Source organism: Geopseudomonas aromaticivorans (assembly GCF_019097855.1).
Taxonomy (GTDB): domain Bacteria; phylum Pseudomonadota; class Gammaproteobacteria; order Pseudomonadales; family Pseudomonadaceae; genus Geopseudomonas; species Geopseudomonas aromaticivorans.
In genome coordinates, this window is sequence record NZ_JAHRGL010000016.1 from 42,310 (window position 1) to 64,542 (window position 22,233).

19 protein-coding genes are annotated in these 22,233 nt (G+C 64.2%); 16 read left to right on the forward strand and 3 right to left on the reverse strand.

The window, feature by feature from the left end; all coding sequences use genetic code 11:
* Positions 1 to 19 precede the first annotated feature (19 nt).
* A complete protein-coding gene (locus tag KRX52_RS06890; protein WP_217680909.1) occupies positions 20 to 1,207 on the reverse strand; it encodes an acetyl-CoA C-acyltransferase family protein in 1,188 nt (395 codons plus the stop codon).
* A gap of 695 nt (positions 1,208 to 1,902) precedes the next feature.
* Here KRX52_RS06890 and KRX52_RS06895 point away from each other — a divergent pair.
* Both KRX52_RS06895 and KRX52_RS06900 read left to right on the forward strand, forming a co-directional pair.
* On the forward strand, positions 1,903 to 2,250 hold the full coding sequence (locus KRX52_RS06895) for a c-type cytochrome (protein ID WP_217680917.1): 348 nt from the start codon (positions 1,903 to 1,905) through the stop codon (positions 2,248 to 2,250).
* A gap of 226 nt (positions 2,251 to 2,476) precedes the next feature.
* Positions 2,477 to 3,259 carry an SDR family NAD(P)-dependent oxidoreductase gene (locus KRX52_RS06900; RefSeq protein ID WP_217680919.1) on the forward strand — a complete coding sequence of 261 codons (783 nt, stop codon included), beginning with the start codon at positions 2,477 to 2,479 and terminating at the stop codon, positions 3,257 to 3,259.
* Between the two features lie 73 nt (positions 3,260 to 3,332).
* On the opposite strand, the gene KRX52_RS06905 is transcribed toward KRX52_RS06900, so the two are convergent.
* Positions 3,333 to 4,220, reverse strand: coding sequence for a LysR family transcriptional regulator (locus KRX52_RS06905; RefSeq protein ID WP_217680921.1), 888 nt, complete (start codon positions 4,218 to 4,220; stop codon positions 3,333 to 3,335).
* A 554-nt stretch (positions 4,221 to 4,774) separates the two neighbouring features.
* Here KRX52_RS06905 and KRX52_RS06910 point away from each other — a divergent pair.
* From KRX52_RS06910 to KRX52_RS06935, 6 genes are all read left to right on the forward strand, one after another.
* Positions 4,775 to 6,133, forward strand: a complete 1,359-nt coding sequence (locus KRX52_RS06910) for a DUF1329 domain-containing protein (RefSeq protein ID WP_217680923.1) — start codon at positions 4,775 to 4,777, stop codon at positions 6,131 to 6,133.
* A 311-nt stretch (positions 6,134 to 6,444) separates the two neighbouring features.
* Positions 6,445 to 8,130, forward strand: a complete 1,686-nt coding sequence (locus KRX52_RS06915) for a DUF1302 domain-containing protein (protein WP_217680925.1) — start codon at positions 6,445 to 6,447, stop codon at positions 8,128 to 8,130.
* Positions 8,131 to 8,162: 32 nt separating this feature from the next.
* Positions 8,163 to 9,518, forward strand: coding sequence for a DUF1329 domain-containing protein (locus tag KRX52_RS06920; protein WP_217680927.1), 1,356 nt, complete (start codon positions 8,163 to 8,165; stop codon positions 9,516 to 9,518).
* 137 nt (positions 9,519 to 9,655) lie between these two features.
* On the forward strand, positions 9,656 to 10,771 hold the full coding sequence (locus tag KRX52_RS06925; protein ID WP_217680929.1) for a WD40/YVTN/BNR-like repeat-containing protein: 1,116 nt from the start codon (positions 9,656 to 9,658) through the stop codon (positions 10,769 to 10,771).
* Positions 10,771 to 13,194, forward strand: a complete 2,424-nt coding sequence (locus KRX52_RS06930) for an efflux RND transporter permease subunit (RefSeq protein WP_217680931.1) — start codon at positions 10,771 to 10,773, stop codon at positions 13,192 to 13,194. The genes KRX52_RS06925 and KRX52_RS06930 overlap by 1 nt, the downstream gene beginning before the upstream one ends.
* Before the next feature lie 158 nt (positions 13,195 to 13,352).
* Positions 13,353 to 15,053: a sigma-54-dependent Fis family transcriptional regulator gene (locus tag KRX52_RS06935; RefSeq protein ID WP_217680941.1), complete on the forward strand. Its 1,701-nt coding sequence runs from the start codon at positions 13,353 to 13,355 to the stop codon at positions 15,051 to 15,053.
* 45 nt (positions 15,054 to 15,098) lie between these two features.
* Here KRX52_RS06935 and KRX52_RS06940 read toward each other — a convergent pair whose 3' ends face one another.
* Positions 15,099 to 15,509: a PaaI family thioesterase gene (locus KRX52_RS06940; protein ID WP_217680943.1), complete on the reverse strand. Its 411-nt coding sequence runs from the start codon at positions 15,507 to 15,509 to the stop codon at positions 15,099 to 15,101.
* Positions 15,510 to 16,118: 609 nt separating this feature from the next.
* Here KRX52_RS06940 and KRX52_RS06945 point away from each other — a divergent pair.
* The 8 genes from KRX52_RS06945 (at position 16,119) to KRX52_RS06980 (ending at position 22,196) form a co-directional block, all read left to right on the forward strand.
* A complete protein-coding gene (locus tag KRX52_RS06945) occupies positions 16,119 to 17,048 on the forward strand; it encodes a catechol 2,3-dioxygenase (RefSeq protein ID WP_217680945.1) in 930 nt (309 codons plus the stop codon).
* Positions 17,049 to 17,059: 11 nt separating this feature from the next.
* A complete protein-coding gene (locus KRX52_RS06950; RefSeq protein WP_217680947.1) occupies positions 17,060 to 17,350 on the forward strand; it encodes a phenol hydroxylase subunit in 291 nt (96 codons plus the stop codon).
* Between the two features lie 61 nt (positions 17,351 to 17,411).
* Positions 17,412 to 18,404 carry an aromatic/alkene monooxygenase hydroxylase subunit beta gene (locus KRX52_RS06955; RefSeq protein WP_217680949.1) on the forward strand — a complete coding sequence of 331 codons (993 nt, stop codon included), beginning with the start codon at positions 17,412 to 17,414 and terminating at the stop codon, positions 18,402 to 18,404.
* Between the two features lie 11 nt (positions 18,405 to 18,415).
* The gene (locus tag KRX52_RS06960) at positions 18,416 to 18,685 is read left to right on the forward strand and encodes an MmoB/DmpM family protein (protein WP_217680951.1); all 270 of its coding nucleotides are present in this window, start codon (positions 18,416 to 18,418) and stop codon (positions 18,683 to 18,685) included.
* Positions 18,686 to 18,699: 14 nt separating this feature from the next.
* Positions 18,700 to 20,220: a YHS domain-containing protein gene (locus KRX52_RS06965; RefSeq protein ID WP_217680953.1), complete on the forward strand. Its 1,521-nt coding sequence runs from the start codon at positions 18,700 to 18,702 to the stop codon at positions 20,218 to 20,220.
* 68 nt (positions 20,221 to 20,288) lie between these two features.
* Entirely contained in the window at positions 20,289 to 20,645 is a 357-nt protein-coding gene (locus KRX52_RS06970) for a phenol hydroxylase subunit P4 (RefSeq protein WP_217680954.1), read from the forward strand.
* Between the two features lie 14 nt (positions 20,646 to 20,659).
* Positions 20,660 to 21,721 carry an NADH:ubiquinone reductase (Na(+)-transporting) subunit F gene (locus KRX52_RS06975; RefSeq protein ID WP_217680956.1) on the forward strand — a complete coding sequence of 354 codons (1,062 nt, stop codon included), beginning with the start codon at positions 20,660 to 20,662 and terminating at the stop codon, positions 21,719 to 21,721.
* 61 nt (positions 21,722 to 21,782) lie between these two features.
* Positions 21,783 to 22,196 carry a GFA family protein gene (locus tag KRX52_RS06980; protein WP_217680958.1) on the forward strand — a complete coding sequence of 138 codons (414 nt, stop codon included), beginning with the start codon at positions 21,783 to 21,785 and terminating at the stop codon, positions 22,194 to 22,196.
* The last annotated feature ends 37 nt before the right edge of the window (positions 22,197 to 22,233 follow it).

The window sequence follows — 22,233 nt, forward strand, 5'->3', positions numbered from 1 at the left end:
CAGTGAGGCAAGTGGCGACTCAGACGCGCTCGAAGATCGCGGCGATGCCCTGGCCGCCGCCGATGCACATGGTCACCAGGGCGTAGCGGCCTCCGGTGCGGTGCAGTTCGTAGATCGCCTTGGTGGTGATGATGGCGCCGGTCGCGCCGACCGGATGGCCCAGCGAGATGCCCGAACCGTTCGGGTTGACCTTGGCCGGGTCCAGACCCAGCTCCTGGGTCACCGCGCAGGCCTGGGCGGCGAAGGCTTCGTTGGCTTCGATCACGTCGATCTGCTCGATGGACAGGCGGGTGCGTTCGAGCACCAGGCGCACGGCCGGTACCGGGCCGATGCCCATGTAGGCCGGGTCGACGCCAGCGTGGGCGTAGCCGACCAGGCGTGCCAGCGGCTGCAGGCCCAGGCGGTTGGCGCGCTGCTCCTCGGCCAGCACCACGGCGGCAGCGCCGTCGTTGAGGCCGGAGGCATTGCCCGGCGTGACGGTGCCGTTTTCCTTCTGGAAGATCGGCTTCATCGCGGCCAGTTGCTCGAGGCTGAGGTCGCCACGTACATGCTCGTCGCTGGCGAAGCTGACCACGCCTTTGCGCGTCTGCAGTTGCACCGGAACGATCTGCTCCTGGAAATAGCCTTTGGCGATGGCACGCGCGGCGCGGCGCTGGCTTTCCAGGGCGAGGCCGTCCTGCTGCTCACGGCTGATGCCATAGCGCGCTGCGACGTTTTCCGCGGTGACGCCCATGTGGGTCTTCTGCCAGGGGTCGTGGAGGATGCCGTTCATGTAGTCGACGGCGCCGCTATCGCCGAGGCGGGCACCCCAGCGCAGGCTGGGCAGGATGAACGGGCCGCGGCTCATGCTCTCCGCACCGGCACCGATGGCGATGTCGGCATCGCCCAGCAGGATGGCTTGGGCGGCGGAAACGATCGCCTGCAGACCCGATCCGCACAGGCGGTTGACGTTGAAGGCCGGGGTTTCCTGGGGAATGCCGGAGTCCATGGCGGCTACGCGGCTCAGATAGGCGTCGCGTGGTTCGGTCGGGATCACGTTGCCCAGCACGACATGGCCCACTTCGCCGGGGTCGACCCGCGAGCGTTGCAGGGCTGCGCTGCAGGCCGTGGTCGCGAGCGCGGTCAGGGGGGTGTCCTTGAGCGAACCGCCAAAGGTGCCGATGGGGGTGCGAGCTGCACCGACTACGAAAATCTGACGCTGAGCCATGGTGTTTCCTTGTTGTTATCGGGCCAATGGGCACACAAGGCCATCGGCTTGAGTCGTGGAGCAGGGGAGCAGGGTCTTGCTGAGTTGATTAAAAAACAGAACTGCTCGTTTGTAAATGGGCTTGCAGCGCTCCGCTTGTTCTTCTAGATTCTGACTTGACCATGGCGCATGGCCCTGCGAGGCAGGCATTGCGTAATGGCGAGAACGCATCTCCTCTTTGGAGGGCGAGCTCGGGACCATCCCCATGCGTTCAAGGTGGTCATACCCTGGATCGTTGAGAGACAAGGCCATGAAAATAAAAAGAAATATGACTTGTTTTTTTGTTGCCGGCTTGTTTGTGACCCTGAGTTATCTGGCCGTGCAATCCTCCTCGTTGCCGTCCGTTGCCAACCAGGCAGCGGTAATCACGCATGCAGAGGCCGTGCATAACCCCATAGTCATCAAGGGCTGGCCCTCGTTTCTCTAGACGCTTGCAGCCCGCTCAATCGCGCGCGCTGCAAGCTCTGCGACATCAAGGACCCGACGCTGAGCATATCTGGGGGGCGGAAGCCATCGACGGGGCGGGCTAACCCGGTATGCAGGTCATGCGGTCATACAGGCTCTTCAAGCCTTCAGCGAGGCTGAATAGAGGTGCCAAATAGGCATTTTTCATCATGCTGTGCCAATAAATGAAAACAATATATGAGGCTGATGATATGAAAAAAACAATTATGGCAATGTCGGTGATTGGCGGACTTTCCGCGCTTGCCCTGCAGGCATCGGCGGAGTCGGCGGACATGATGCAACTGGCCGAGCAGAAGCAATGCATGACCTGCCATGCGCTCGATCACGATATGCCCAAGGCGCCGTCGTTCACGAGCATTGCCAAAAAGTATCCGGATTCAGCGCTGGAAGTGCTGGCAGGCAAGGTGCGTAACGGCGGAGAAGGGCACTGGGGCGCGGCGCCGATGCCTTCGGCGGGCGCCCGCGTTGACGTGACTGACGAGGAGTCCCGGCAGCTGGTGGCCTGGATCCTGAACATGCGTCAGGACGGCAAGCAGTAAACCTCCGCGTTTCAAGATCTTTGCGCAAACTCCCCTGATGCAGATCGGGGGATCCAAAGTATCACCGGTATAGCGCCGATCGCGCAGAGCCGCGTGCCTTACCAGATCGGCAACATCGACACGCGGGTGCATGACTGCTGTGCCTTCCGTGGTGCTGGCGTTTGGTGGGCAAGATCCTCGTTCAGTGATGTCTGGTTGGGTCGACTGCTATCCGATGGGGTAGAGCATGAGTAAAGATTCCGTTCTCGACTGTTTCCGCCTGGACGGGCGCATTGCCCTGGTGACCGGTGCCTCCAGTGGCCTCGGCCGGCACTTCGCCAAGCTGCTGGCTAGGGTCGGTGCACAGGTGCTGGTTGCTGCCCGCCGCGCCGACAAGCTCGACGAGCTGGTGGCAGAAATAGAGGCTATCGGCGGCAAGGCGCACGCGCTGTCGCTCAACGTCAGCGATCAGGCCAGCGTCGTCACCTGTTTCGATGAGGCTGCGAGGATTGCGGGGGTGCCCGACATCATCGTCAACAATGCTGGCATCACGGTCACCAAGCCCCTGCTCGAGCAAGGCGAGGACGACTGGGACCGTGTGCTCGACACCAATCTGAAAGGTGGCTGGCTGGTCGCCACCGAGGGCGCGCGGCGCATGGTGGCGGCCGACAAGGGTGGCTGCATCGTCAATGTGGCATCGATCCTGGGGGAGCGGGTTGCCGGAGGCGTGGCGCCTTACGCGGTCTCGAAGGCCGGCCTGATCCAGGCCACCAAGGCGATGGCGCTCGAGCTGGCGCGTTTCGGCATCCGCGCCAATGTGCTGCTGCCAGGCTACATCGCTACCGATCTCAACCAGGACTTCCTCGGCAGCCCGGCGGGCGAAAAGCTGCGGGCGCGGGTGCCCGGCCGTAGTTTCGGGACGCCAGCGGACCTTGATGGCCCCATGTTGCTGCTGGCCTCCGACGCCGGGCGGCATATGTCGGGTGCCTGCCTCGCCGTCGACGGCGGCCATCTCGTGAGTTCCCTGTAGGTACCCGGCAGTGCCGAAACACCGGCTCGCGAGCCGTTCATTGCTGCCGCCGGACATTTGTACCGGGCGCGGCTTACTTGCCGAATGACCTGATCGTCTGCAGAAAGGCATCGAGAATCGGCGACTGGTCGTCGGCGCGGTAGATGCAGCTCAGATCGACGGTGGCGTTTTCGGGGGCGCCGCTGAGCGGGAGGTATACCACCCCGGGGAACGTCAGTACCGAAGCCGACTGCGGCACCAGGCACACGCCGAATCCGCCCGCCACCAGGGCGACGCCGGTCACCGAGTCGCCCACCTCTTGCGCCACCTCCGGCACGAAGCCCATCTGCTGGCAGAGGCCCATCACTTTGTCGACGAAGTTGGGCCGCGCGCCGGTGGGGAACGCGATCAACGGATGCTCGGCCAGCGCACGGAACGGCACGACGGCCTCGCGGGCGAGGGGACTGCTCTCGTGCACCGCGAGGAACAGCGATTCGGTGGCGACGAGCTGGGTGGCCAGGTCGGGCAGCGGCGCGAGCATGCGGTTGAAGCCGGCGTCGATACGCCGCTGGCGCAAGGCCTCGATCTGCTCGCCCTTGCTCATGCTGTGCAGGACGAGCTTGACCTCGGGATACGCGTTCCTGAAGGCGAGCAGCACCTTCGGAATGGTGTCCAGAATCCCCGAGCCGAAGATGGCGACATCGAGTCGGCCGAGCTTGCCCTGGCCGGCCCGCTGGGTCCGCTCGGTGGCCTGATCGACCAGCGCGCGGATGTTGCGCGCTTCCTCGAGGAACATCTCGCCCGCCCCGGTCAGCTCCATGCCGCGCGGGGTGCGGGTAAACAGCCGCACGCCCAGTTCATCCTCCAGTTGCTGGATCTGCCGGGTCAGGGGCGGTTGCGAGATGTGCAGGCGGGCTGCTGCCCGACCGATGTTCTGCTCTTCGGCAACGGCGATGAAGTAGCGGAGATGACGCAGATCCATGCTGGACGACCTTGTGGGAGGGAGCTGGTCGCTTGATACCTTTGCGGTAGCAAGATGACGTTTTTATGGTATTGGACGCTAAGCCATTCGGGCAATAGATTTCTGGTCCGTTCCTCTGTATGGGGGAGCGAAACATCGCTGCAAGATGCAAGGAACGGAAACTTACAATAACAAGAGCGATTTTCGAGGGGAAGGCATGGAGGTTGCACCAGTTGTTCGAAGTCCGGTTTAAGGGAGTGTGAGGCGGATTTCTGTGGCGTTTGCAGCGGCTTCGGAAATAAGCGCAGCTTGTCGCTCAGGTCGATGCCGATAATACTGGTGCTCGATTCACTGCGATTATCCCGATTGGGGGCGCAGGTGGCTGCGAAAAATCAGCAGCATATTTTTCGGCGTGGTCCAGGCTACAGTCATTTTGCTGCTTCGATAGAGTGCCTTTCAGTAAATGGCGCGATACCAGCGCTCGGCCTGAATAAATAACGCGCACCCCGGGATTCGTTTCGCTGTCGTGCCAATACCTCTTTCTCGTCGAATATTCCCGAGTCGAGGATATTGCAATGTACAAGAAAGCAACACTTGGCGTGGTGCTGGTCAGCATCATGCTGGGCGTGCCGCAGGGGGCGCTGGCTGCCGTCAGTGCCGAGGAGGCGGCCAAGCTGCGCAATGGCACGCTGACCCCGCTGGGCGCGGAGAGGGCCGGGAATGCCGACGGCAGTATTCCGCAATGGGAGGGGGGCATTACCAAGCCGGTGCCGGGCAACATGCTGGGGGACATCCCGACGCAGTTGTTTGCCAATGAAAAGCCGCTTTTCCAGGTCACTGCCAGGAATATGGCCGAATACGATGCCCTGTTGTCCGGTGGGACCAAGGCATTGTTGCAGAAGTATCCCGACAGCTTCCGGCTTGATGTATATCCTGGCCACCGCACAGCGGCAGCTCCGCAGGTTGTCTACGACAACATCGCCAAGAATGCGCTCGACTGCAGCATCAAGGAAGGATGGGACACCATCAAGGGTTGCATCGGTGGAATTCCCTTTCCGATTCCCCGGAGCGGGGTCGAGGTGATGTGGAATCACCTGCTGCGGGTCGAGGCTCCGGCGATCGACTATCGCTTCCGCAATATCGTCGGTGGTGCCGATGGCGTCCATACGCTGGCCACCCGCAACGAAATCGCCTTCCAGTATCCGCCGTATTACCAAGGGGCCAATGCCAAGGACTGGTCGGGCGAATATGCCATGTTCCGTTATACGACCATCGAGCCACCCTACAAGTCTGGCGAGTCGCTGGTCGCCCGCGACAGTATCAATGGCAAGTATCCGCGCCAGGCGTGGCAATACATGGTCGGCCAGCGGCGGGTACGCCGAGCGCCGACCGTTTCCTACGATACGCCCGACTTCGTCTCGTCGGGGGCCAACTATTTCGATGAGGTTCAGGGGTTCTTCGGCGCTCTGGATCGCTACGAGTGGAAACTGGTCGGCAAGAAGGAAATGCTGATTCCCTACAACACCAACGGGCTGCTTGGCGCCAAGGTCAGCGAGGCGCTGGACAAGCACCATCTCAATCCCGATCACCTGCGCTGGGAGCGCCATCGGGTGTGGGAGGTCGAGGCGACGGTGGCCGAAGGTCGGCGCCATGCGGTGCCGACCCGTCGCTACTACATCGACGAGGATACCTGGGCGATCGCCCTGGTGGATGGCTTCGACAAGAAGGGGGTGTTGTGGCGAACCACCCAGGGGATCCCCTATGTGGTGCCTGCCATCCCGGCCACGCTGCTGAGAACCTCGGTGGTCTTCAATCTGGAAGGCAACACCATGAGCGTGGTCCAGATGCTCAACGAAGAGGATTTCAAGGTGGTGTCTCCCAAGTCCGAGAGCTATTTCACCGGTAATGCGGTGGCTGCCGAGGGCGTGCGTTGATCCGCTAGCACTGCGCCCGGGAGACCTCATCCCGGGACTGCCTTCCGGGCGCTCTGGAGCGGGGAGCGGCGGTGATCTGGCTACGCGCAAGGAGCTAAGCGGCTTGGGCCTGGCTCGACGGCTTGCGGCTGAGCACATCAATACCTTTTGGGTATCGATCTGGCATTTTTATGGTATTGGACGGTAAGTCGTCCGGGCAATAGTTTCTCAACCATGTCCGAAGCATATGGGGGCGAGCTGCAGAAACACTGCATCAAGAAAGCCTGGACACCGAAAGCACAACAACAACAATGATTTTCGAGGATGAAGACATGGACCACAGAGCCAGTCTGTCGAAGTTTCGTTTGAAAAAGGGATTTCTCCCGCTCGCTGGCGTGTGTGCCGGCCTGTCTGTCAGCAGTGCGGCATTCGCCTTCCAGATCGACTCCGGCAATCCGGATTTCCGCATCTCCTGGGACAACACCGTCAAGTACAGTGCTGCCTGGCGTGTGCGCGATGTCGATTCCAACGTTGCCGACAGCTCCACCAACGGCCCGCAGGTCAATACCAACGACGGCGACCAGAATTTCGACCGCGGTCTGATTTCCAACCGCCTCGACCTGCTCTCCGAATTCGACCTGCGCTACAAGCGCAACTACGGCCTGCGCCTGAGCGGTGCGGCCTGGTACGACGACGTCTACAACAAGTCCAACGACAACCCCGGCGCGCTGGGGGGCGCACTGGTCAACTCGCGCGGCGTAGACTACGACGAATTCACCGATGACACCGAGAAGCTGCACGGACGCAAGGCCGAGCTGCTGGACGCGTTCGTCTACGGCAGCTTCACTCCGGGTGACATGAACCTCAACGCCAAGGCTGGCCGTTTCACCCAGCTGTACGGCGAGAGCCTGTTCTTCGGCTCCAACGGCATCGCCGCGGCGCAGACCTCGCTGGACCTGATCAAGGCACTGTCGGTGCCCAACTCGCAGTTCAAGGAAATCCTCCGTCCGATCGGTCAGGTTTCCGGGCAGCTGCAGATCAACTCCAACGTGTCGATCGGTGCCTACTACCAGCTGGAATGGCGCAAGAGCCGTCTGCCGGGGGCCGGCAGCTACTTCAGCTTCGCCGACTTCGTCGACGAAGGTGGCGATTCGCTGATCCTGGGGCCTGGCTTCTCGGTACTGCGTGGCGACGATATCGAAGCCCGCGACTCGGGGCAGGGCGGTGTGCAGGTCAAGTTCAAGGCGGGCGATACCGAATACGGCATCTATGCGGCGCAGTTCCACGACAAGATGCCGCAGTTCTACGTGTACCCGACCAGCGGCCTCTACGAGCAGGTGTATGCCGAGGACATCCGTACCATCGGCTTCAGCTTCAGCACCCTGGTTGGCGAGACCAACGTCGCCGGCGAACTGTCTTTCCGCGACGACATGCCGCTGGTGGCCACCGGCAACGCGGTGATTCTGCCGATGGGTATAGGTAGTGCCGACGGCGGCGATCACTCCGCCTTCCCGAAAGGGCGCACCATGCACCTGAACCTGTCGGCGATCAGCGTGCTGGCCGCCACCCCGTTCTGGGATGGCGCCTCGTTCATCGGTGAATTTGCCTTCAACCGCCGCCTGAGCGTTACCGACGAAGGCGATACCACCCCCGGCACCGGCAATGGGCTCGACCCCGAGGCCACTCGCGACGCGGGCGCGCTGCAGTTCGTGTTCACCCCCGAGTACTTCCAGGTGGCTCCGGGCCTCGACCTGCAGGTACCGATCGGCGTGAGCTACGGCCTGTTCGGCAGCTCCTCGGTCAACGGTGCACTGTTCCCCGCCAACCACGGCGGCAACGTCAGCGTCGGCCTGAAGGCCGAGTACCAGAAGACCTGGCAGGCCAGCGTGGGTATCACCCACTACTACGGCCCGGACGGCTCGGTCATCAAGTACGGCACAGCTCGCCCCGAGCTGTCCTATGACAACTTCCACGGCGACCGCGACTTCATTTCGATGTCGATCCAGCGCACTTTCTAAGTCGGAATATCCCCGAGTCGAGGATTATAAAAATGCACAAGAAAACGGCTTTGTGGGCAGCATTGGCTGCCGTACTGATGAGCGCCCAGGGCGCACATGCTGCAGTGAGCGCTGAAGAAGCGGCTGCGCTGAAAGGCAACCTCAACCCGCTGGGCGGCGAGAAGGCCGCCAACAAGGATGGCAGCATTCCGGCCTGGACCGGCCAGCAGGGCGTGTCCACCTCCGGTGCCAAGGTCGGCGACATTCCGGTACAACCGTTCCCGGGCGAGAAGCCGGTGGCCAAGATCACTGCGCAGAACATGGCGCAGTACGCCGACAAGCTCTCCGAAGGCACCCAGGCGCTGCTGAAGAAATACCCGGACAGCTTCCGCGTCGACGTCTATCCGACCCACCGCACCGCTGTGGCGCCGCAGTACGTGTATGACAACACGGCGAAGAACGCCACCCAGTGCCAGACCAAGGACGACGGCAAGTCGCTGCAGGGCTGCTACGGCGGCATCCCGTTCCCGATTCCCAAGGCTGGCATCGAGGTGGTGTGGAATCACCTGCTGCGGGTCGAGAACGAAGCCACCGATGTAACCAACTTCAAGAACATCGTCCTCACCGCCGATGGTTCGCGCACCCTGGCGACCCAGAACGACCAGTCCAACCAGTATCCCTACTACTACAAGGATGGCTCTGCGGATAAGTGGAGCGGCGAGTACTTCCTGATGCGCTTCGCCACCACCGCTCCGCCGTTCAAGGCTGGCGAATCGCTGGTGTTCCGCGACAGCATCGACGTCGCCCAGTCGCGCCAGGCCTGGCAGTACCTGGTCGGCCAGCGCCGCGTGCGCCGTGCTCCGACCGTGGCCTACGACACCCCGGACTTCGTCGCCTCCGGCGCCAACTACTTCGACGAGGTGATGGGCCTGATGGGCCATATCGACCGCTTCGACTGGAAGCTGGTCGGCAAGAAAGAGATGTACGTGCCCTACAACGCCAACGAGGTGGTCACCGCCAAGCTGGACGAGGCCTACGGTCAGCACCACCTGAACCCGGACAAGGTGCGTTGGGAACTGCACCGCGTGTGGGAAGTGGAAGCGACCGTGGCGGGCGGCAAGCGTCATGCCGTAGCCAAGCGCAAGTACTACTTCGACGAGGACTCCTGGATGGTCCTGCTGATGGATGGCTACGACAGCGAGGGCAAGCTGTGGCGCACCACCCAGATCACCCCGTTCGTGCTGCCGTCCACGCCGATGCTGGCTCTGAAGCCCGCGCACATCTTCAACCTGCAGGCCAACACCATGAGCACCACCCAGTCGCTCAACGAGGCCACCTACAAGGTTGATGCGCGCAAGCCGGAGACTCACTACACCGGTGATGCAGTAGCCGCCGAAGGCGTGCGCTGAGACGCGCTTTCCGGCCGCAGTTCCGGCACTTCAGCCCCAGGCGGGGGTGCCGGAGTTCCCTCTCATGACTCTCCCACCCCGCAGGCGCCGTGCTTGACGGCGCAGCGGAGGCGGGGAGTCGGATTCGAGTAAGCACCATGCACGCGCTAAATCCGCTCCGCCGGCGCACGGCCCTGGCCGTCGCCATGCTCTCCCTCGCCTGCCTGGCAGGCCCTTCCAACGCAGCAAGCGGGCCGACCGTGCCTGACCTGCTCGACCTCCCTGCGCGGGAAAGCGCGCGGGCGCAACACAGCCTGCAGCTCGCCGTCGCTCGCGCCGGTGAGCGACTGGTGGCAGTAGGTGAGCGCGGTGCCGTGCTGTTGTCCGACGACGCCGGGCGCTCCTGGCGCCAGGCCAAAAGCGTGCCGGTGAGCGTGGCGCTGACCGACGTGCATTTCGCCTCGGCGACCCATGGCTGGGCGGTGGGGCATAGCGGTGTGGTGCTGGCCAGCGCCGATGGCGGCGAAACCTGGCAACGACAGCTCGACGGCAACCAGGTGGCAGTGCTGGTTCGCGACGATGCCCGGATCCGCGTCGAAGCGGGCGAGGAGGGTGCCGCCGCTGCGCTGCGCAGTGCCGAGTATCTGGTCAGCGACGGCCCGGACAAGCCCTTCCTCGGCGTGCGCTTTACCGATGAGCTGCATGGCTACGTGGTCGGCGCCTACGGCCTGGCCCTGCATACCGCCGATGGTGGCAAGACCTGGCAGTCGCTGGTCGGGCGGGTTCCCAATCCGCGCGGCAAGCACCTGTACCAGGTGCAGGTCAACGGCAGCGAGGTGCTGATCGCCGGTGAGCAGGGTGCCCTGTTCCATTCCGCCGACGCCGGCGCCAGCTTCGCCGAGATCCGCACGCCCTACGCCGGCACCTTCTTCGGCGCGCTCGCTCTCGACGGCGATGCGCTGCTGGCCTTTGGCCTGCGTGGCAACGCCTGGCGCAGCGCCGACGGTGGCGCCAACTGGCAGCGGGTCGAGCTCGGCCAGCCGGTGACCATCAGTTCCGGGCGCCAACTGCAGGATGGCTCCGTGCTGCTCGCCGACGAGAGCGGTCGCCTGCTGCGCAGCACCGATGGCGCGCGCAGCTTCGTTGCCCTGGCCGTACAGCCGGGCACGGGCCTGACCGGTATCGCCGAAGCCGCCGATGGCGCGCTGATTCTTTCCGGCGCGCGCGGCCTGTCCCGCGTCGAGCCGGACGCTATTGTTTCGGGAGTCAAATGATGAGCCACGCCCAGTCCCTTCCTGCCGAAGCGGTCATCGCCGATCTGAAGGAGTTCGACCAGAATTCCGGGATCCTTGCCGAGCGGCTGCTGTTCAACAACCGCCTGGCGATCGTGGTCATCTGCCTGTTCACCACCTTGGTGCTGGGTTACCAGGCGCTCGGCCTGTCGCTGAACGCGGCGTTCGAGAAGATGATCCCCACCGGTCACCCGTACATCGCCAACTTCTTGGAGAACCGCAAGCAGCTGGCCGGCATGGGCAATACCCTGCGCATCGCCGTGGAAGCTAAAGAGGGCACCATCTTCGATGCCGAGTACATGGACACCGTGCGCAAGCTCAGCGACGAAGTGTTCCTGCTGCCCGGCGTCGACCGCCCGTACATGAAGTCGCTGTGGGCGCCGGCGGTGCGCTGGACCGGCGTGACCGAGGACGGCCTGGACGGCGGCCCGGTGATCCCCGACGACTACGACGGCTCGGCGTCGAGCCTCGAACAGGTGCGCATCAACGTCGAGCGTTCCGGCGAGATCGGCCAGCTGGTGGCCGCCAACTACAAGTCGAGCATCGTGCTGGTGCCGCTGCAGGAGCGCATCGCCGAGACCGGCGAGCGCATCGACTACCACGCGCTGTCGCAGCGCATCGAGCAACTGCGTGCCAAGTACGAGTCGGACAAGGTCGCCATCCACGTCACCGGTTTCGCCAAGGTGGTCGGCGACCTGATCGATGGCCTGCGCCAGGTGCTGGTGTTCTTCGCCGCCGCCATCGTCATCTGCACCGCGGTGCTCTACTGGTACACCCGCTGCCTGCGCAGCACCCTGCTGGTGGTGTTCTGCTCGCTGGTCGCGGTGGTCTGGCTGCTCGGCCTGCTGCCGACCCTCGGCTACGAGCTGGACCCCTACTCGGTGCTGGTGCCCTTCCTGGTGTTCGCCATCGGCATGAGCCACGGCGCGCAGAAGATGAACGGCATCATGCAGGACGTCGGCCGCGGCACCCACCGGCTGGTGGCGGCGCGCTACACCTTCCGCCGCCTGTTCCTCGCCGGGATGACCGCGCTGCTGGCCGACGCCGTGGGCTTCGCGGTGCTGATGGTGATCGACATCCAGGTGATCCAGGATCTGGCCATCACCGCCAGCATCGGCGTCGCCGTGCTGATCTTCACCAACCTGGTACTGCTGCCGATCCTGCTGTCCTACACCGGCGTCAGCCCGGTGGCCGCGCAGCGCAGCCTCAAGGCCGAGTTGATGGAGGCCAATGACGTCGAGCACAAGAAACACCCGTTCTGGGCCTTCCTCGACCTGTTCACCCGCACGCCGTGGGCCGGCCTGGCCGTGGGCCTTGGCCTGATCCTGGGTGCCATCGGCCTGACCATCAGCTTCCAGCTGAAGATCGGTGACACCGATCCGGGCGCTCCGGAGTTGCGCGCTGACTCGCGCTACAACAAGGACAACGCCTTCATGGTCGCCAACTACGCGGCGAGCAGCGACGTGTTCATCGTCATGGTCAAGACCCCGCAATACGCCTGCGCCCACTACAGCACCCTGACGGCGGTGGATGCGCTGGAGCGCGAGCTGCAGCAGTTGCCGGGCGTCGAGGCGACCAGCTCGCTGGCGGGCCTCGCCAAGGTGGCCAACGCCGGGATGAACGAGGGCAGCCTCAAGTGGTTCGAGATGCCGCGTTCGCAGGACATGCTCAACGCCATCATCACCCGCGCCCCGCGCGAGATGTTCAACCAGAACTGCGACCTGCTGACGGTGTACGCCTACCTCAAGGACCACAAGGCCGACACCCTGACCAGCGTGGTCAACACCGTGGAAGCCTTCGCCGCCAAATACGGCAGCGACGAGGTGCGCTTCCTCAACGCCGCCGGTAACGCCGGCATCGAGGCTGCCACCAACATCGTGGTGAAGAAGGCCAACGTGCAGATGCTGTTCCTGGTCTACGCGGCAGTGATCGTGCTGGCCTTCATTACCTTCCGTTCGTGGCGCGCGGTGGTCTGCGCTATCGTGCCGCTGATGATCACCTCGGTGCTGTGCGAGGCGCTGATGGTGTGGCTGAACATCGGCGTCAAGGTCGCCACCCTGCCGGTGATCGCTCTCGGCGTCGGCATCGGCGTGGACTACGCTCTGTATGTGATGACGGTGACCCTGGCGCGGCTGAAGGAGGGCATGAGCCTGTCCGAGGCCTACTACAAGGCGCTGATCTTCACCGGCAAGGTGGTGGTGCTGACCGGTATCACCCTGGGCATCGCGGTCGCTACCTGGGTCTGGTCGCCGATCAAGTTCCAGGCCGACATGGGCATCCTGCTGGCGTTCATGTTCGTGTGGAACATGCTCGGCGCGCTGATCCTGCTACCGGCACTGGCGCACTTCCTCCTGCGACCGAGCCAGCCTCAGGCCCAGCTGCAAGCTAAGTCTGTAACGGTCTGACCAAGCGCTAGTGGTATCCGGGCGGCCGATGACTTAAGTTGTCGGCCGCCTGTTCCGTTTCAGACGGGACCAAAACAAGACAAAGCCGGCCAAGGGCCGGGCAGGGGAGTGCAATGACACGCCTTGCCCATTCGCGAGCCGGTCGGGGGATGACTGACATGGCAGTACAACGCTCGCTCGAGCGCTTCAATCTGCGTTCGAGACTGCGCTTCAACATCGATGACGGGCAGATCTGGCTAGACGAGAGCCGCATGCTGCTGCTTCACGCCAAGGCCCTCGGCGCCCTGCGCCGCGAGCTGATCGATTCGCTCGGCGCCAAGCGGGCCCACGGCCTGCTGTTCCGCATGGGCTTCGCCGCCGGGCAGGAGGATGCCGAGCGTGCCTCCAAGCTGCTGGGCGCAGGCGAAAACTACGACGTGTTCCAGATCGGCCCGGAGCTGCACGCCTTCGAGGGCCTGGTCAAGTCGACCATCACCGAGGCGCAGATCGACTGGGAGCAGGGTACCTTTTTCGGCGAGGTGGTCTGCGAGAACTCCTGGGAAGCCGAATCCCACCTGCAGCAGTACGGCATTGGTGAGGAAACCGCCTGCTGGACGCTGGCCGGCTATGCCTCCGGCTACGTTACCCGTTTCTTCCGTCGCTTCATCGTGTTCCGTGAAACCCAGTGCACCTGCTGCGGCGACCACCACTGCGTGCTGGTCGGCAAGCCGGTCGAGGCCTGGGGCGACGATGCCTACCTCGAATACTGCCGCCCGGCCGAGATGGACACCGCCTACCAGGAGTTGGCGCAGGAGCTCTGGCAGCTGCGCGGCCGCCAGCGCGAGCAGATGCCGAGCGGCAAGCTGGTCGGTGGCTCGCCGGCGTTCCGCACCGCCTTCGACCTGTTGAGCAAGGCCGCCCACAGCCCGATCACCGTGCTGCTGCTCGGCGAGACCGGGGTCGGCAAGGAAGTGTTTGCCCAGTGGCTGCATGAGAACAGCGACCGCGCCAAGCAGCCGTTCGTGGCGGTCAACTGCGCGGCGATCCCCAACGACCTGATCGAGTCCGAGCTGTTCGGCGTGCAGAAGGGGGCCTTCACCGGCGCCCAGCAGTCGCGCCCCGGCCGCTTCGAGCGCGCCGACGGCGGTACCCTGTTCCTCGACGAACTGGGCGACCTGTCACCGTCGGCGCAGGTAAAGCTGCTGCGCGTGCTGCAGACCGGCGAGGTCGAGCGCCTCGGCGACGACAAGACCCGCAAGGTCAACGTGCGCCTGGTGGCGGCGACCAACGTCAACCTGCAGCAGGCGATTGCCGATGGGCGCTTCCGCGCCGACCTCTACTACCGGCTGGCCACCTATCCGGTGGCGATCCCGCCGCTACGCGACCGCAAGGCGGACATCCCTATCCTGGTCAGCTCGCTGCTGGAGAAGTACGCGCCGACCTACAACAAGACCCTGAATGGCGTGACCGACCGCGCCATGCAGGCGCTGATGGCCTACAACTGGCCGGGCAACGTGCGCGAGCTGGAGAACCTGGTCGAGCGCGCCGTGCTGCTGGCGCCGTCCGGCGGGCAGATCGAACTGGAGCACCTGTTCGCCGGCAACGCGCCAGCAACCCCGCAAGGGGTGGCCGTCGACGGCAAGGGCCAGGTGGGCAATGCCGAGGAGGCGCGCCGCGAGCAGCTCTACGACACCCTGCTCGACGATCATTTCGATCTGCAGGCCCACGAGAACCGCCTGCTCCAGCTGGCCGTGCGCCGCGCCGACGGCAACCTGACCCACGCCGCTCGCCTGCTCGGCATCACCCGCCGGCAACTGGCCTATCGGCTCAAGCAGGCCGGAGGGGAGGCGGGGGCGTGCGCGCTGGAAGCTAGCGACTGATACGGATTCGACGCGCCTACCCGGTTTCGGAAAGGCGCAGTCTCGTCATTGCCGGCGCGGCGGAATGGAGTAGGTGCCGACCACATGCGCCACGGCGTCGTTTGAGCCTTGCGAATACAGGTAGACCTCACCGACCGCCAGAGACTTGCCGACCTTGATCAGCTTGCAGACCCCCACAATGCTCCGGTCCGCCGCTGGCTTGCGCAGGAAATTGATGGTCAGGCTGGTGGTCACCGCCATCGGCACCAGGCCGATCTCGCCGAGGATCGCCACGTACAGCGCGACATCGGCGATGCTCATCAGCACCGGGCCGGACACAGTGCCGCCGGGGCGCAACTCACCATGGCCGATCTGGTGCGATACCGTGGCACCGCCATTGCCGACCTCCAGCACCGTGCATTTGGTCTGCGGGAACTCGGCGGCAATGAATGCAGCGACTTCTTCTGTGCTGGCCATGACGATCCTCCCTGAAATCCGCTAGGCCACCGAACCTACTACAGGGCGTGAGCCGCGGCCAGCGCGCCGGGCGCTGAACCGTAGGGTGCGCCATGCGCACCATGGGGCAGCGTGGTCCCGGTGCGCACGGCGCACCCTACCCAAGTCCTACCGCCACGCCGGACACAAACATCAGGCGCTTACCCCGCTTGGCGTGACCAAAACGTACAGTGCGCGCTGTCGCTGGCCGGCGCGGGTACCTGAAACCCGCGCCGTCTCCCTTTTCATGGATTGGCTGCTGGCCTGCCAGCGTCCGGGGCGCATCTTCTCCGCGCATTCCGCTCCTTTGCGCCCTCCATGCCCCGCCAAGCACCTGCTGCAGCCCGTTGTTTTGTGCGCCGCACCTTTACGTTTTTGTAAGGCGCCTGGGCCCCGCGGACAAAAGCGTCATGCGCAGAGTTGGTCACAGATCCGGTGATTTCCTGATAAATCCTTTAAAAACAGTCACTTAAATAAGTTGGCACCGTCCCTGCAATGTATATGACGTTGAAAGCAAGATTGTCTGCCGGGATGTCAGTAGAAAGCCCGCAGACTACAAAACCGCATCAAGCCAAATAATGGAGACAACAAATGGCGATGACTGGTGTGCTGCGGCCGGGCCATGCCCAGGTTCGCGTGCTCAATCTCGAGGAAAGCGTCCGTTTCTACCGCGACGTGCTGGGCCTGGTGGAAACCGGGCGTGACGCGCAGGGTCGCGTCTACTTCAAGTGCTGGGACGAGCGCGATCACCACAGCTACGTGATCCGCGAGGCCGACGAGGCCGGCATCGACTTCTTCGGCTTCAAGGTGCTCGACAAGGCCACTCTCGAGCAACTCGACGCCGATCTGCAGGCCTACGGTCTGACCACCACCCGTATCCCGGCCGGCGACCTGCTGGAGACCGGCGAGCGTGTGCGCTTCGAGCTGCCCTCCGGCCACCTGATCGAGCTGTACGCCGAGAAGACCGCAGTCGGCAACGGTGCCGGCCTGGTCAACCCTGCCCCCTGGACCCAGGCCCGCGAGCACGGCATCGGCCCGGTGCGCCTCGATCACACCCTGCTGTACGGGCCGAACGTCGCCGAAGTGCAGAAGATCTTCACCGAGGTGCTGGGCTTCTACCTGGTCGAGCGCGTGCTCACCCCGGACGGCCAGGGTAACGCCGCGATCTGGCTGTCCTGCTCCCACAAGGTCCACGACATCGCCTTCGCCGAATACCCGGAGCCGGGCAAGCTGCACCACTGCTCGTTCCTGATGGAGAGCTGGGAGCAGGTGCTGCGCGCCGGCGACATCATGTCGATGAACCTGGTCAACGTCGACATCGGCCCGACCCGCCACGGCGTCACCCGCGGCTGCACCATCTACGCCTGGGACCCCTCCGGCAACCGCTTCGAGACCTTCATGGGCGGCTACCAGCCGTACCCCGACTACGAGCCGATCACCTGGACTTTCGACAACTTCGGCCAGGGCCTCGACTACCCGCAGCGCAAGCTGCACGAAACCTTCCTCACCGTAGTGACCTGAGGAGACCGGCCATGAACCGTCCCGAGCAACTGGTGGAAATGGTGCCGGCCAACCTCGACACCCGGCAGCGCTGGGTCCGTGTGACCGGCGAGCGAGGTAACGGCTTCATCGAGTTCGACTTCGCCATCGGCGAGCCCGACCTCTGTGTGGAGATGATCCTCACCCCGGAAGCCTTCGCCGAGTTCTGCGCGGCCAACCAGGTGCAGATGCTGCCGCCGAAGGAAGAGGGCACAGGGACGGACGAGCCGAGCGACTGGAACTGGAGTCTCGCCGACGCCACCCAGACCCGCTTCAAAGCCTGAGCACTGACAAGAACAACAAGAACGGCGCTGCGTACCGCGCAGCGTCAGCAGGAGAACAAGTATGCAAATCGACCTTCGCACGGTGAGCATCCAGCCGCTGCGCCAGACTTTCGACCACCTGGCCCGCCGCTTTGGCGACAAGCCTGCCTCGCGCTACCAGGAAGGCAGCTACGACATCCAGGCCGCCGAGAACCTGCACTACCGGCCGACCTGGGACCCGGATCAGGCGCTGTACGACACCGGCATCACCAAGATCGTCATGCAGGACTGGTACGCCCTCAAAGACCCGCGCCAGTTCTACTACAGCACCTACACCCTGGCCCGCGCCCGCCAGCAGGACAGCATGGAGGCCAACTTCAGCTTCGTCGAAAGCCGCGGCCTGACCGACCTGCTGCCGGCCGAGCTGCGCCAGATCGCCCTCGACCTGCTGGTGCCGCTGCGCCACGCCGCCTGGGGCGCCAACCAGAACAACACCTTCATCTGCGGCTACGGCTACGGCACCACCTTCACCCAGCCGTGCATCTACCACGCCATGGACAACCTGGGCATCGCCCAGTACCTGTCGCGCCTGGGCCTGCTGCTCGGCGGCACCGAGGCGCTGGAAGCTGGCAAGGCCGCCTGGCTCGATGGCGAGGCCTGGCAGCCGCTGCGCCGCTACGTCGAGGACTGCCTGGCGCTGCGCGATCCGTTCGAGCTGTTCGTGGCGCAGAACGTCGCCCTCGATGGCCTGCTCTACCCGCTGGTCTACGAGCGCATCGTCGACGAGCACCTGGCCAGCCGTGGCGCTTCCTCGGTGGCCATGCTGACCCAGTTCATGACCGACTGGTTCGACGAAACCAAGAAGTGGGTGGATGCCGTGCTCAAGGTCGCCGCCGGCGAGTCCGAGGCCAACCGCGCCCAGCTGCAGGAGTGGATCAACGCCTGGAAGTGCCGCGCTGCATCGGCACTGCTGCCGGTGGTGGAGCAGGTGTTCGGCGCCGACGCCGACGACCTGGTCAGCGAACAAGTGGCCGCCTTCAAGGCGCGCATCGAAAAAACCGGCATCGCGCTCTGAGAGGCTCACCCATGTCCACCGTATTCATTGCCCTGCAAGCCAACGAAGACACTCGCCCGATCATCGAGGCGATCGAAATCGACAACCCCCATGCCGTGGTCAACCGCGAGCCGGCGATGGTCAAGATCGATGCGCCGAACCGCCTGGTGATCCGCAAGGACACCATCGAGGAGCAGCTCGGTCGCAGCTTCGATCTGCAGGAACTGCAGATCAACCTGATCACGCTGTCAGGCAACGTCGACGAAGACGAAGACACCCTGACCCTGACCTGGAACAGCTGAGAGAGGATCCCGCCATGGACATGAAAACCGCCGCCAAGAAGCTCAGCCTGAAAGACAAGTACAAGCTGTTCACCCGCGATCTGGGCTGGGAGCCGACCTACCGCAGCCACGAGGAAGTATTCCCCTACGTGCAGTACGAAGGCATCAAGATCCACGACTGGGACAAGTGGGAAGATCCCTTCCGCCTGACCATGGACGCCTACTGGAAGTACCAGGCCGAGAAGGAGCGCAAGTTCTACGCGATCATCGACGCCCATGCGCAGAACAACGGCCACCTGAACATCACCGACGCCCGCTACCTGTCGGCGCTGAAGGTGTTCCTGCAGGCCATCAGCCCCGCTGAGTACTCCGCGCACAAGGGCTTCGCCCGCGTTGGCCGCGAGTTCCCCGGTGTCGGCACCCAGGTCGCCTGTCAGATGCAGGCCATCGACGAGATCCGCCACGCGCAGACGCAGATCCACGCGCTGTCCAACTACAACAAGTTCTACAACGGCTTCCACGCCTTCGCCGAACACCGCGACCGCATCTGGTACACCTCGGTGGCCCGTTCGTTCTTCGACGACGCCATGTCCGCCGGCCCGTTCGAATTCATGATCGCCATCGGCTTCAGCTTCGAATACGTGCTGACCAACCTGCTGTTCGTGCCGTTCATGTCCGGTGCCGCCTACAACGGCGACATGGCCACCGTCACCTTCGGCTTCTCGGCGCAGTCCGACGAGGCACGGCACATGACCCTGGGCCTCGAGTGCATCAAGTTCATGCTCGAGCAGGACCCGGACAACCTGCCGATCGTCCAGGCCTGGATCGACAAGTGGTTCTGGCGCGGCATCCGCGTGCTGAGCCTGGTCAGCACCATGATGGACTACATGCTGCCCAAGCGCGTGATGTCCTGGCGCGAAGCTTGGAACATCTACGGCATCGAGAACGGCACCGCGCTGTTCAAGGACCTGGCCCGCTACGGCATCCGTGCGCCCAAGGGCTGGGACCAGGCCGAAGAGGCCATCGACCACATGTCCCACCAGCTCATGCTGGGCCTCTACCAGTGGAAGTTCGGCACCTCCTTCCACGTGTGGATCCCGTCCGACGAGGACATGGACTGGCTGTCGAAGAAGTACCCGACCACCTTCGACAAGTACTACCGCCCGCGTTGGGAGCACATCAAGAAGCACGAAGCCGCCACAGGCGCGCCGTTCAACAACTTCGGCCTGCCCAAGCTGTGCCAGTGCTGCCAGCTGCCGACCCTGTTCACCGAGCCGGGCGACCCGACCCTGACCTGCCACCGCGAGTCGGTGTACAAGGGCGATCGTTACCACTTCTGCTCCGACGGCTGCAAGGATGTGTTCGACAACGAGCCGGAGAAGTACATCCAGGCCTGGCTGCCGATGCCGGGGCTGATGCAGGAGCTCAAGGGCGACCTCGGCGCGTGGATGGACTGGGTGTTCCTCAAGGATGGCCAGGACAACGGCGACTTCGCCACCTCTCAGGACCGCCAGAACTTCGAGCAGTGGCGCGCCCAGTCCACCACTAACCAGTAATGCAAGGCGGCGCGGCCGGAGTGCGCTCCGGCCGCGCCGCGCACAGAACAACAAGAAGGAATACGAACATGACCGTAGTCGCCCGCAAAGAATACGTCGGCATCCCCCGCGACCGCGTGGAGAACTTCCACGGCAAGCAACTGGTGTTCATCAGCTGGGACCACCACCTGCTGATCTGTGCCCCCATCATGTTCTGCCTGCCGCCGCAGGCCACCTTCGGCGAGCTGATCGAAAGCCACCTGCTGCCGCTGCTGCAGGCCGACCCGGACACCGCCGCCATCGACTGGAACAAGGTCGAGTGGCTCAAGGAAGGCCAGCCCTGGGTGCCGAACTTCGAGGCCAGCCTGGCCGCCAACGGCATCGGCCACAAGGAACAGCTGCGCATGCGTACCCCGGGCCTGAACAGCCTGGTGTCGGCGAACTGAGGGGAGGGCGCGTCATGAGCTACGAACTGACCATCGAGCCGCTTGGCCAGACCATCGAGATCGAGGAAGGCCAGACCATCCTCGACGCCGCGCTGCGCGCCGGCATCTACCTGCCGCACGCCTGCTGCCACGGCCTGTGCGCCACCTGCAAGGTGCAGGTCACCAACGGCGAGATCGAACACGGCGAAGCCTCCAGCTTCGCCCTGATGGACTTCGAGCGCGAAGAGCAGAAGTGCCTGGCGTGCTGCGCCACCGCGCAGAGCGACATCACCATCGAGGCCGAGATCGAGGAAGACCCGGACGCCGAGAACCTGCCGGTACGCGACTTCCCCGCCACGGTCAGCCGCATCGAGAGCCTGACCCCGACCATCAAGGGCCTCTGGCTCAAGCTCGACGCGCCCGAGGGCATGCACTTCCAGGCCGGCCAGTACGTCAACCTGGTGCTGCCGGACGGCATCGGGCACCGCGCCTTCTCCATCGCCAACGCGCCGGAAGAGGGTGGCGAGATCGAGCTGAACATCCGCATCGTCCCCGGCGGTCGCGGCACCACCTACGTGCACGAGCAGCTCAAGGTCGGCGACCGCCTGACCATCAGCGGCCCCTACGGACGCTTCTTCGTCAAGAAGTCCGCCGACGTGCCGGTGATCTTCATGGCCGGCGGCTCCGGCCTGTCCAGCCCGCGCTCGATGATCCTCGACCTGCTCGCCGAAGGCTTCGACAAGCCGATCGCCCTGATCTACGGCCAGCGCAACCTTAGCGAGCTGTACTACCACGACGAATTCCTCGCCCTGGCCGAGCAGCACCCCAACTTCAAGTACGTGCCGGCGCTCTCCCATGAGCCCGAAGGCAGCGACTGGCAGGGCTTCCGCGGCTTCGTTCACGAGGCGGCCAAGGAATACTTCGCCAACGACTTCCGCGGCCACAAGGCCTACCTGTGCGGTCCGCCGCTGATGATCGACTCCTGCATCACCACCCTGATGCAGGGCCGCCTGTTCGAACGCGACATCTACACCGAGAAGTTCATCTCGGCGGCCGATGCGCAGCAGGTGCGCAGCCCGTTGTTCAAGGCGATCTGAGTCACCCTTTGCGGCCGCCCACGGGCGGCCGTTTTTTTGTCTCTGCAAAAGGAAAGACAGGATGAGTGAAAGGAAACTGGCTGGCGGCTGCGCCTGCGGCGCCGTTCGCTACGAGTCCACAGCCGAGCCGGTCATCGTCGCGCACTGCCATTGCCGCGACTGCCAGCGCGCCAGCGGCGCCGCCATGTCCACGGTATTCGCCGTGCCCCGCGCTGCGTTCACCCACAAGGGGCCGACCAGCACCTACGCCACCACCGGCGACAGCGGCAATCCGGTAGTCCGCCACTTCTGCCCCGACTGTGGCTCGCCGCTGTTCTCCGACGTGGCTGTGCTGCCCGACCTGCAATTCATCCGCGCCGCCAGCCTCGACGACCCGGCCGCCGTCAGCCCGACAATGCACATCTACTGCGACAGCGCCCAGCCGTGGGGCAAGCCGCTGGACGACCTGCCGCATTTTGCGAAGATGCCCGGCTGAACACCCCCCGAATCCTTGCGAACGCAAGGATTCGGCC

Bases quoted from the DNA above. Each gene is read 5' to 3' on its own strand.
- KRX52_RS06890 (WP_217680909.1), bottom strand. From the start codon at position 1,207: ATGGCTCAGCGTCAGATTTTCGTAGTCGGTGCAGCTCGCACCCCCATC.
- KRX52_RS06895 (WP_217680917.1), top strand. From the start codon at position 1,903: ATGAAAAAAACAATTATGGCAATGTCGGTGATTGGCGGACTTTCCGCG.
- KRX52_RS06900 (WP_217680919.1), top strand. From the start codon at position 2,477: ATGAGTAAAGATTCCGTTCTCGACTGTTTCCGCCTGGACGGGCGCATT.
- KRX52_RS06905 (WP_217680921.1), bottom strand. From the start codon at position 4,220: ATGGATCTGCGTCATCTCCGCTACTTCATCGCCGTTGCCGAAGAGCAG.
- KRX52_RS06910 (WP_217680923.1), top strand. From the start codon at position 4,775: ATGTACAAGAAAGCAACACTTGGCGTGGTGCTGGTCAGCATCATGCTG.
- KRX52_RS06915 (WP_217680925.1), top strand. From the start codon at position 6,445: ATGGACCACAGAGCCAGTCTGTCGAAGTTTCGTTTGAAAAAGGGATTT.
- KRX52_RS06920 (WP_217680927.1), top strand. From the start codon at position 8,163: ATGCACAAGAAAACGGCTTTGTGGGCAGCATTGGCTGCCGTACTGATG.
- KRX52_RS06925 (WP_217680929.1), top strand. From the start codon at position 9,656: ATGCACGCGCTAAATCCGCTCCGCCGGCGCACGGCCCTGGCCGTCGCC.
- KRX52_RS06930 (WP_217680931.1), top strand. From the start codon at position 10,771: ATGAGCCACGCCCAGTCCCTTCCTGCCGAAGCGGTCATCGCCGATCTG.
- KRX52_RS06935 (WP_217680941.1), top strand. From the start codon at position 13,353: ATGGCAGTACAACGCTCGCTCGAGCGCTTCAATCTGCGTTCGAGACTG.
- KRX52_RS06940 (WP_217680943.1), bottom strand. From the start codon at position 15,509: ATGGCCAGCACAGAAGAAGTCGCTGCATTCATTGCCGCCGAGTTCCCG.
- KRX52_RS06945 (WP_217680945.1), top strand. From the start codon at position 16,119: ATGGCGATGACTGGTGTGCTGCGGCCGGGCCATGCCCAGGTTCGCGTG.
- KRX52_RS06950 (WP_217680947.1), top strand. From the start codon at position 17,060: ATGAACCGTCCCGAGCAACTGGTGGAAATGGTGCCGGCCAACCTCGAC.
- KRX52_RS06955 (WP_217680949.1), top strand. From the start codon at position 17,412: ATGCAAATCGACCTTCGCACGGTGAGCATCCAGCCGCTGCGCCAGACT.
- KRX52_RS06960 (WP_217680951.1), top strand. From the start codon at position 18,416: ATGTCCACCGTATTCATTGCCCTGCAAGCCAACGAAGACACTCGCCCG.
- KRX52_RS06965 (WP_217680953.1), top strand. From the start codon at position 18,700: ATGGACATGAAAACCGCCGCCAAGAAGCTCAGCCTGAAAGACAAGTAC.
- KRX52_RS06970 (WP_217680954.1), top strand. From the start codon at position 20,289: ATGACCGTAGTCGCCCGCAAAGAATACGTCGGCATCCCCCGCGACCGC.
- KRX52_RS06975 (WP_217680956.1), top strand. From the start codon at position 20,660: ATGAGCTACGAACTGACCATCGAGCCGCTTGGCCAGACCATCGAGATC.
- KRX52_RS06980 (WP_217680958.1), top strand. From the start codon at position 21,783: ATGAGTGAAAGGAAACTGGCTGGCGGCTGCGCCTGCGGCGCCGTTCGC.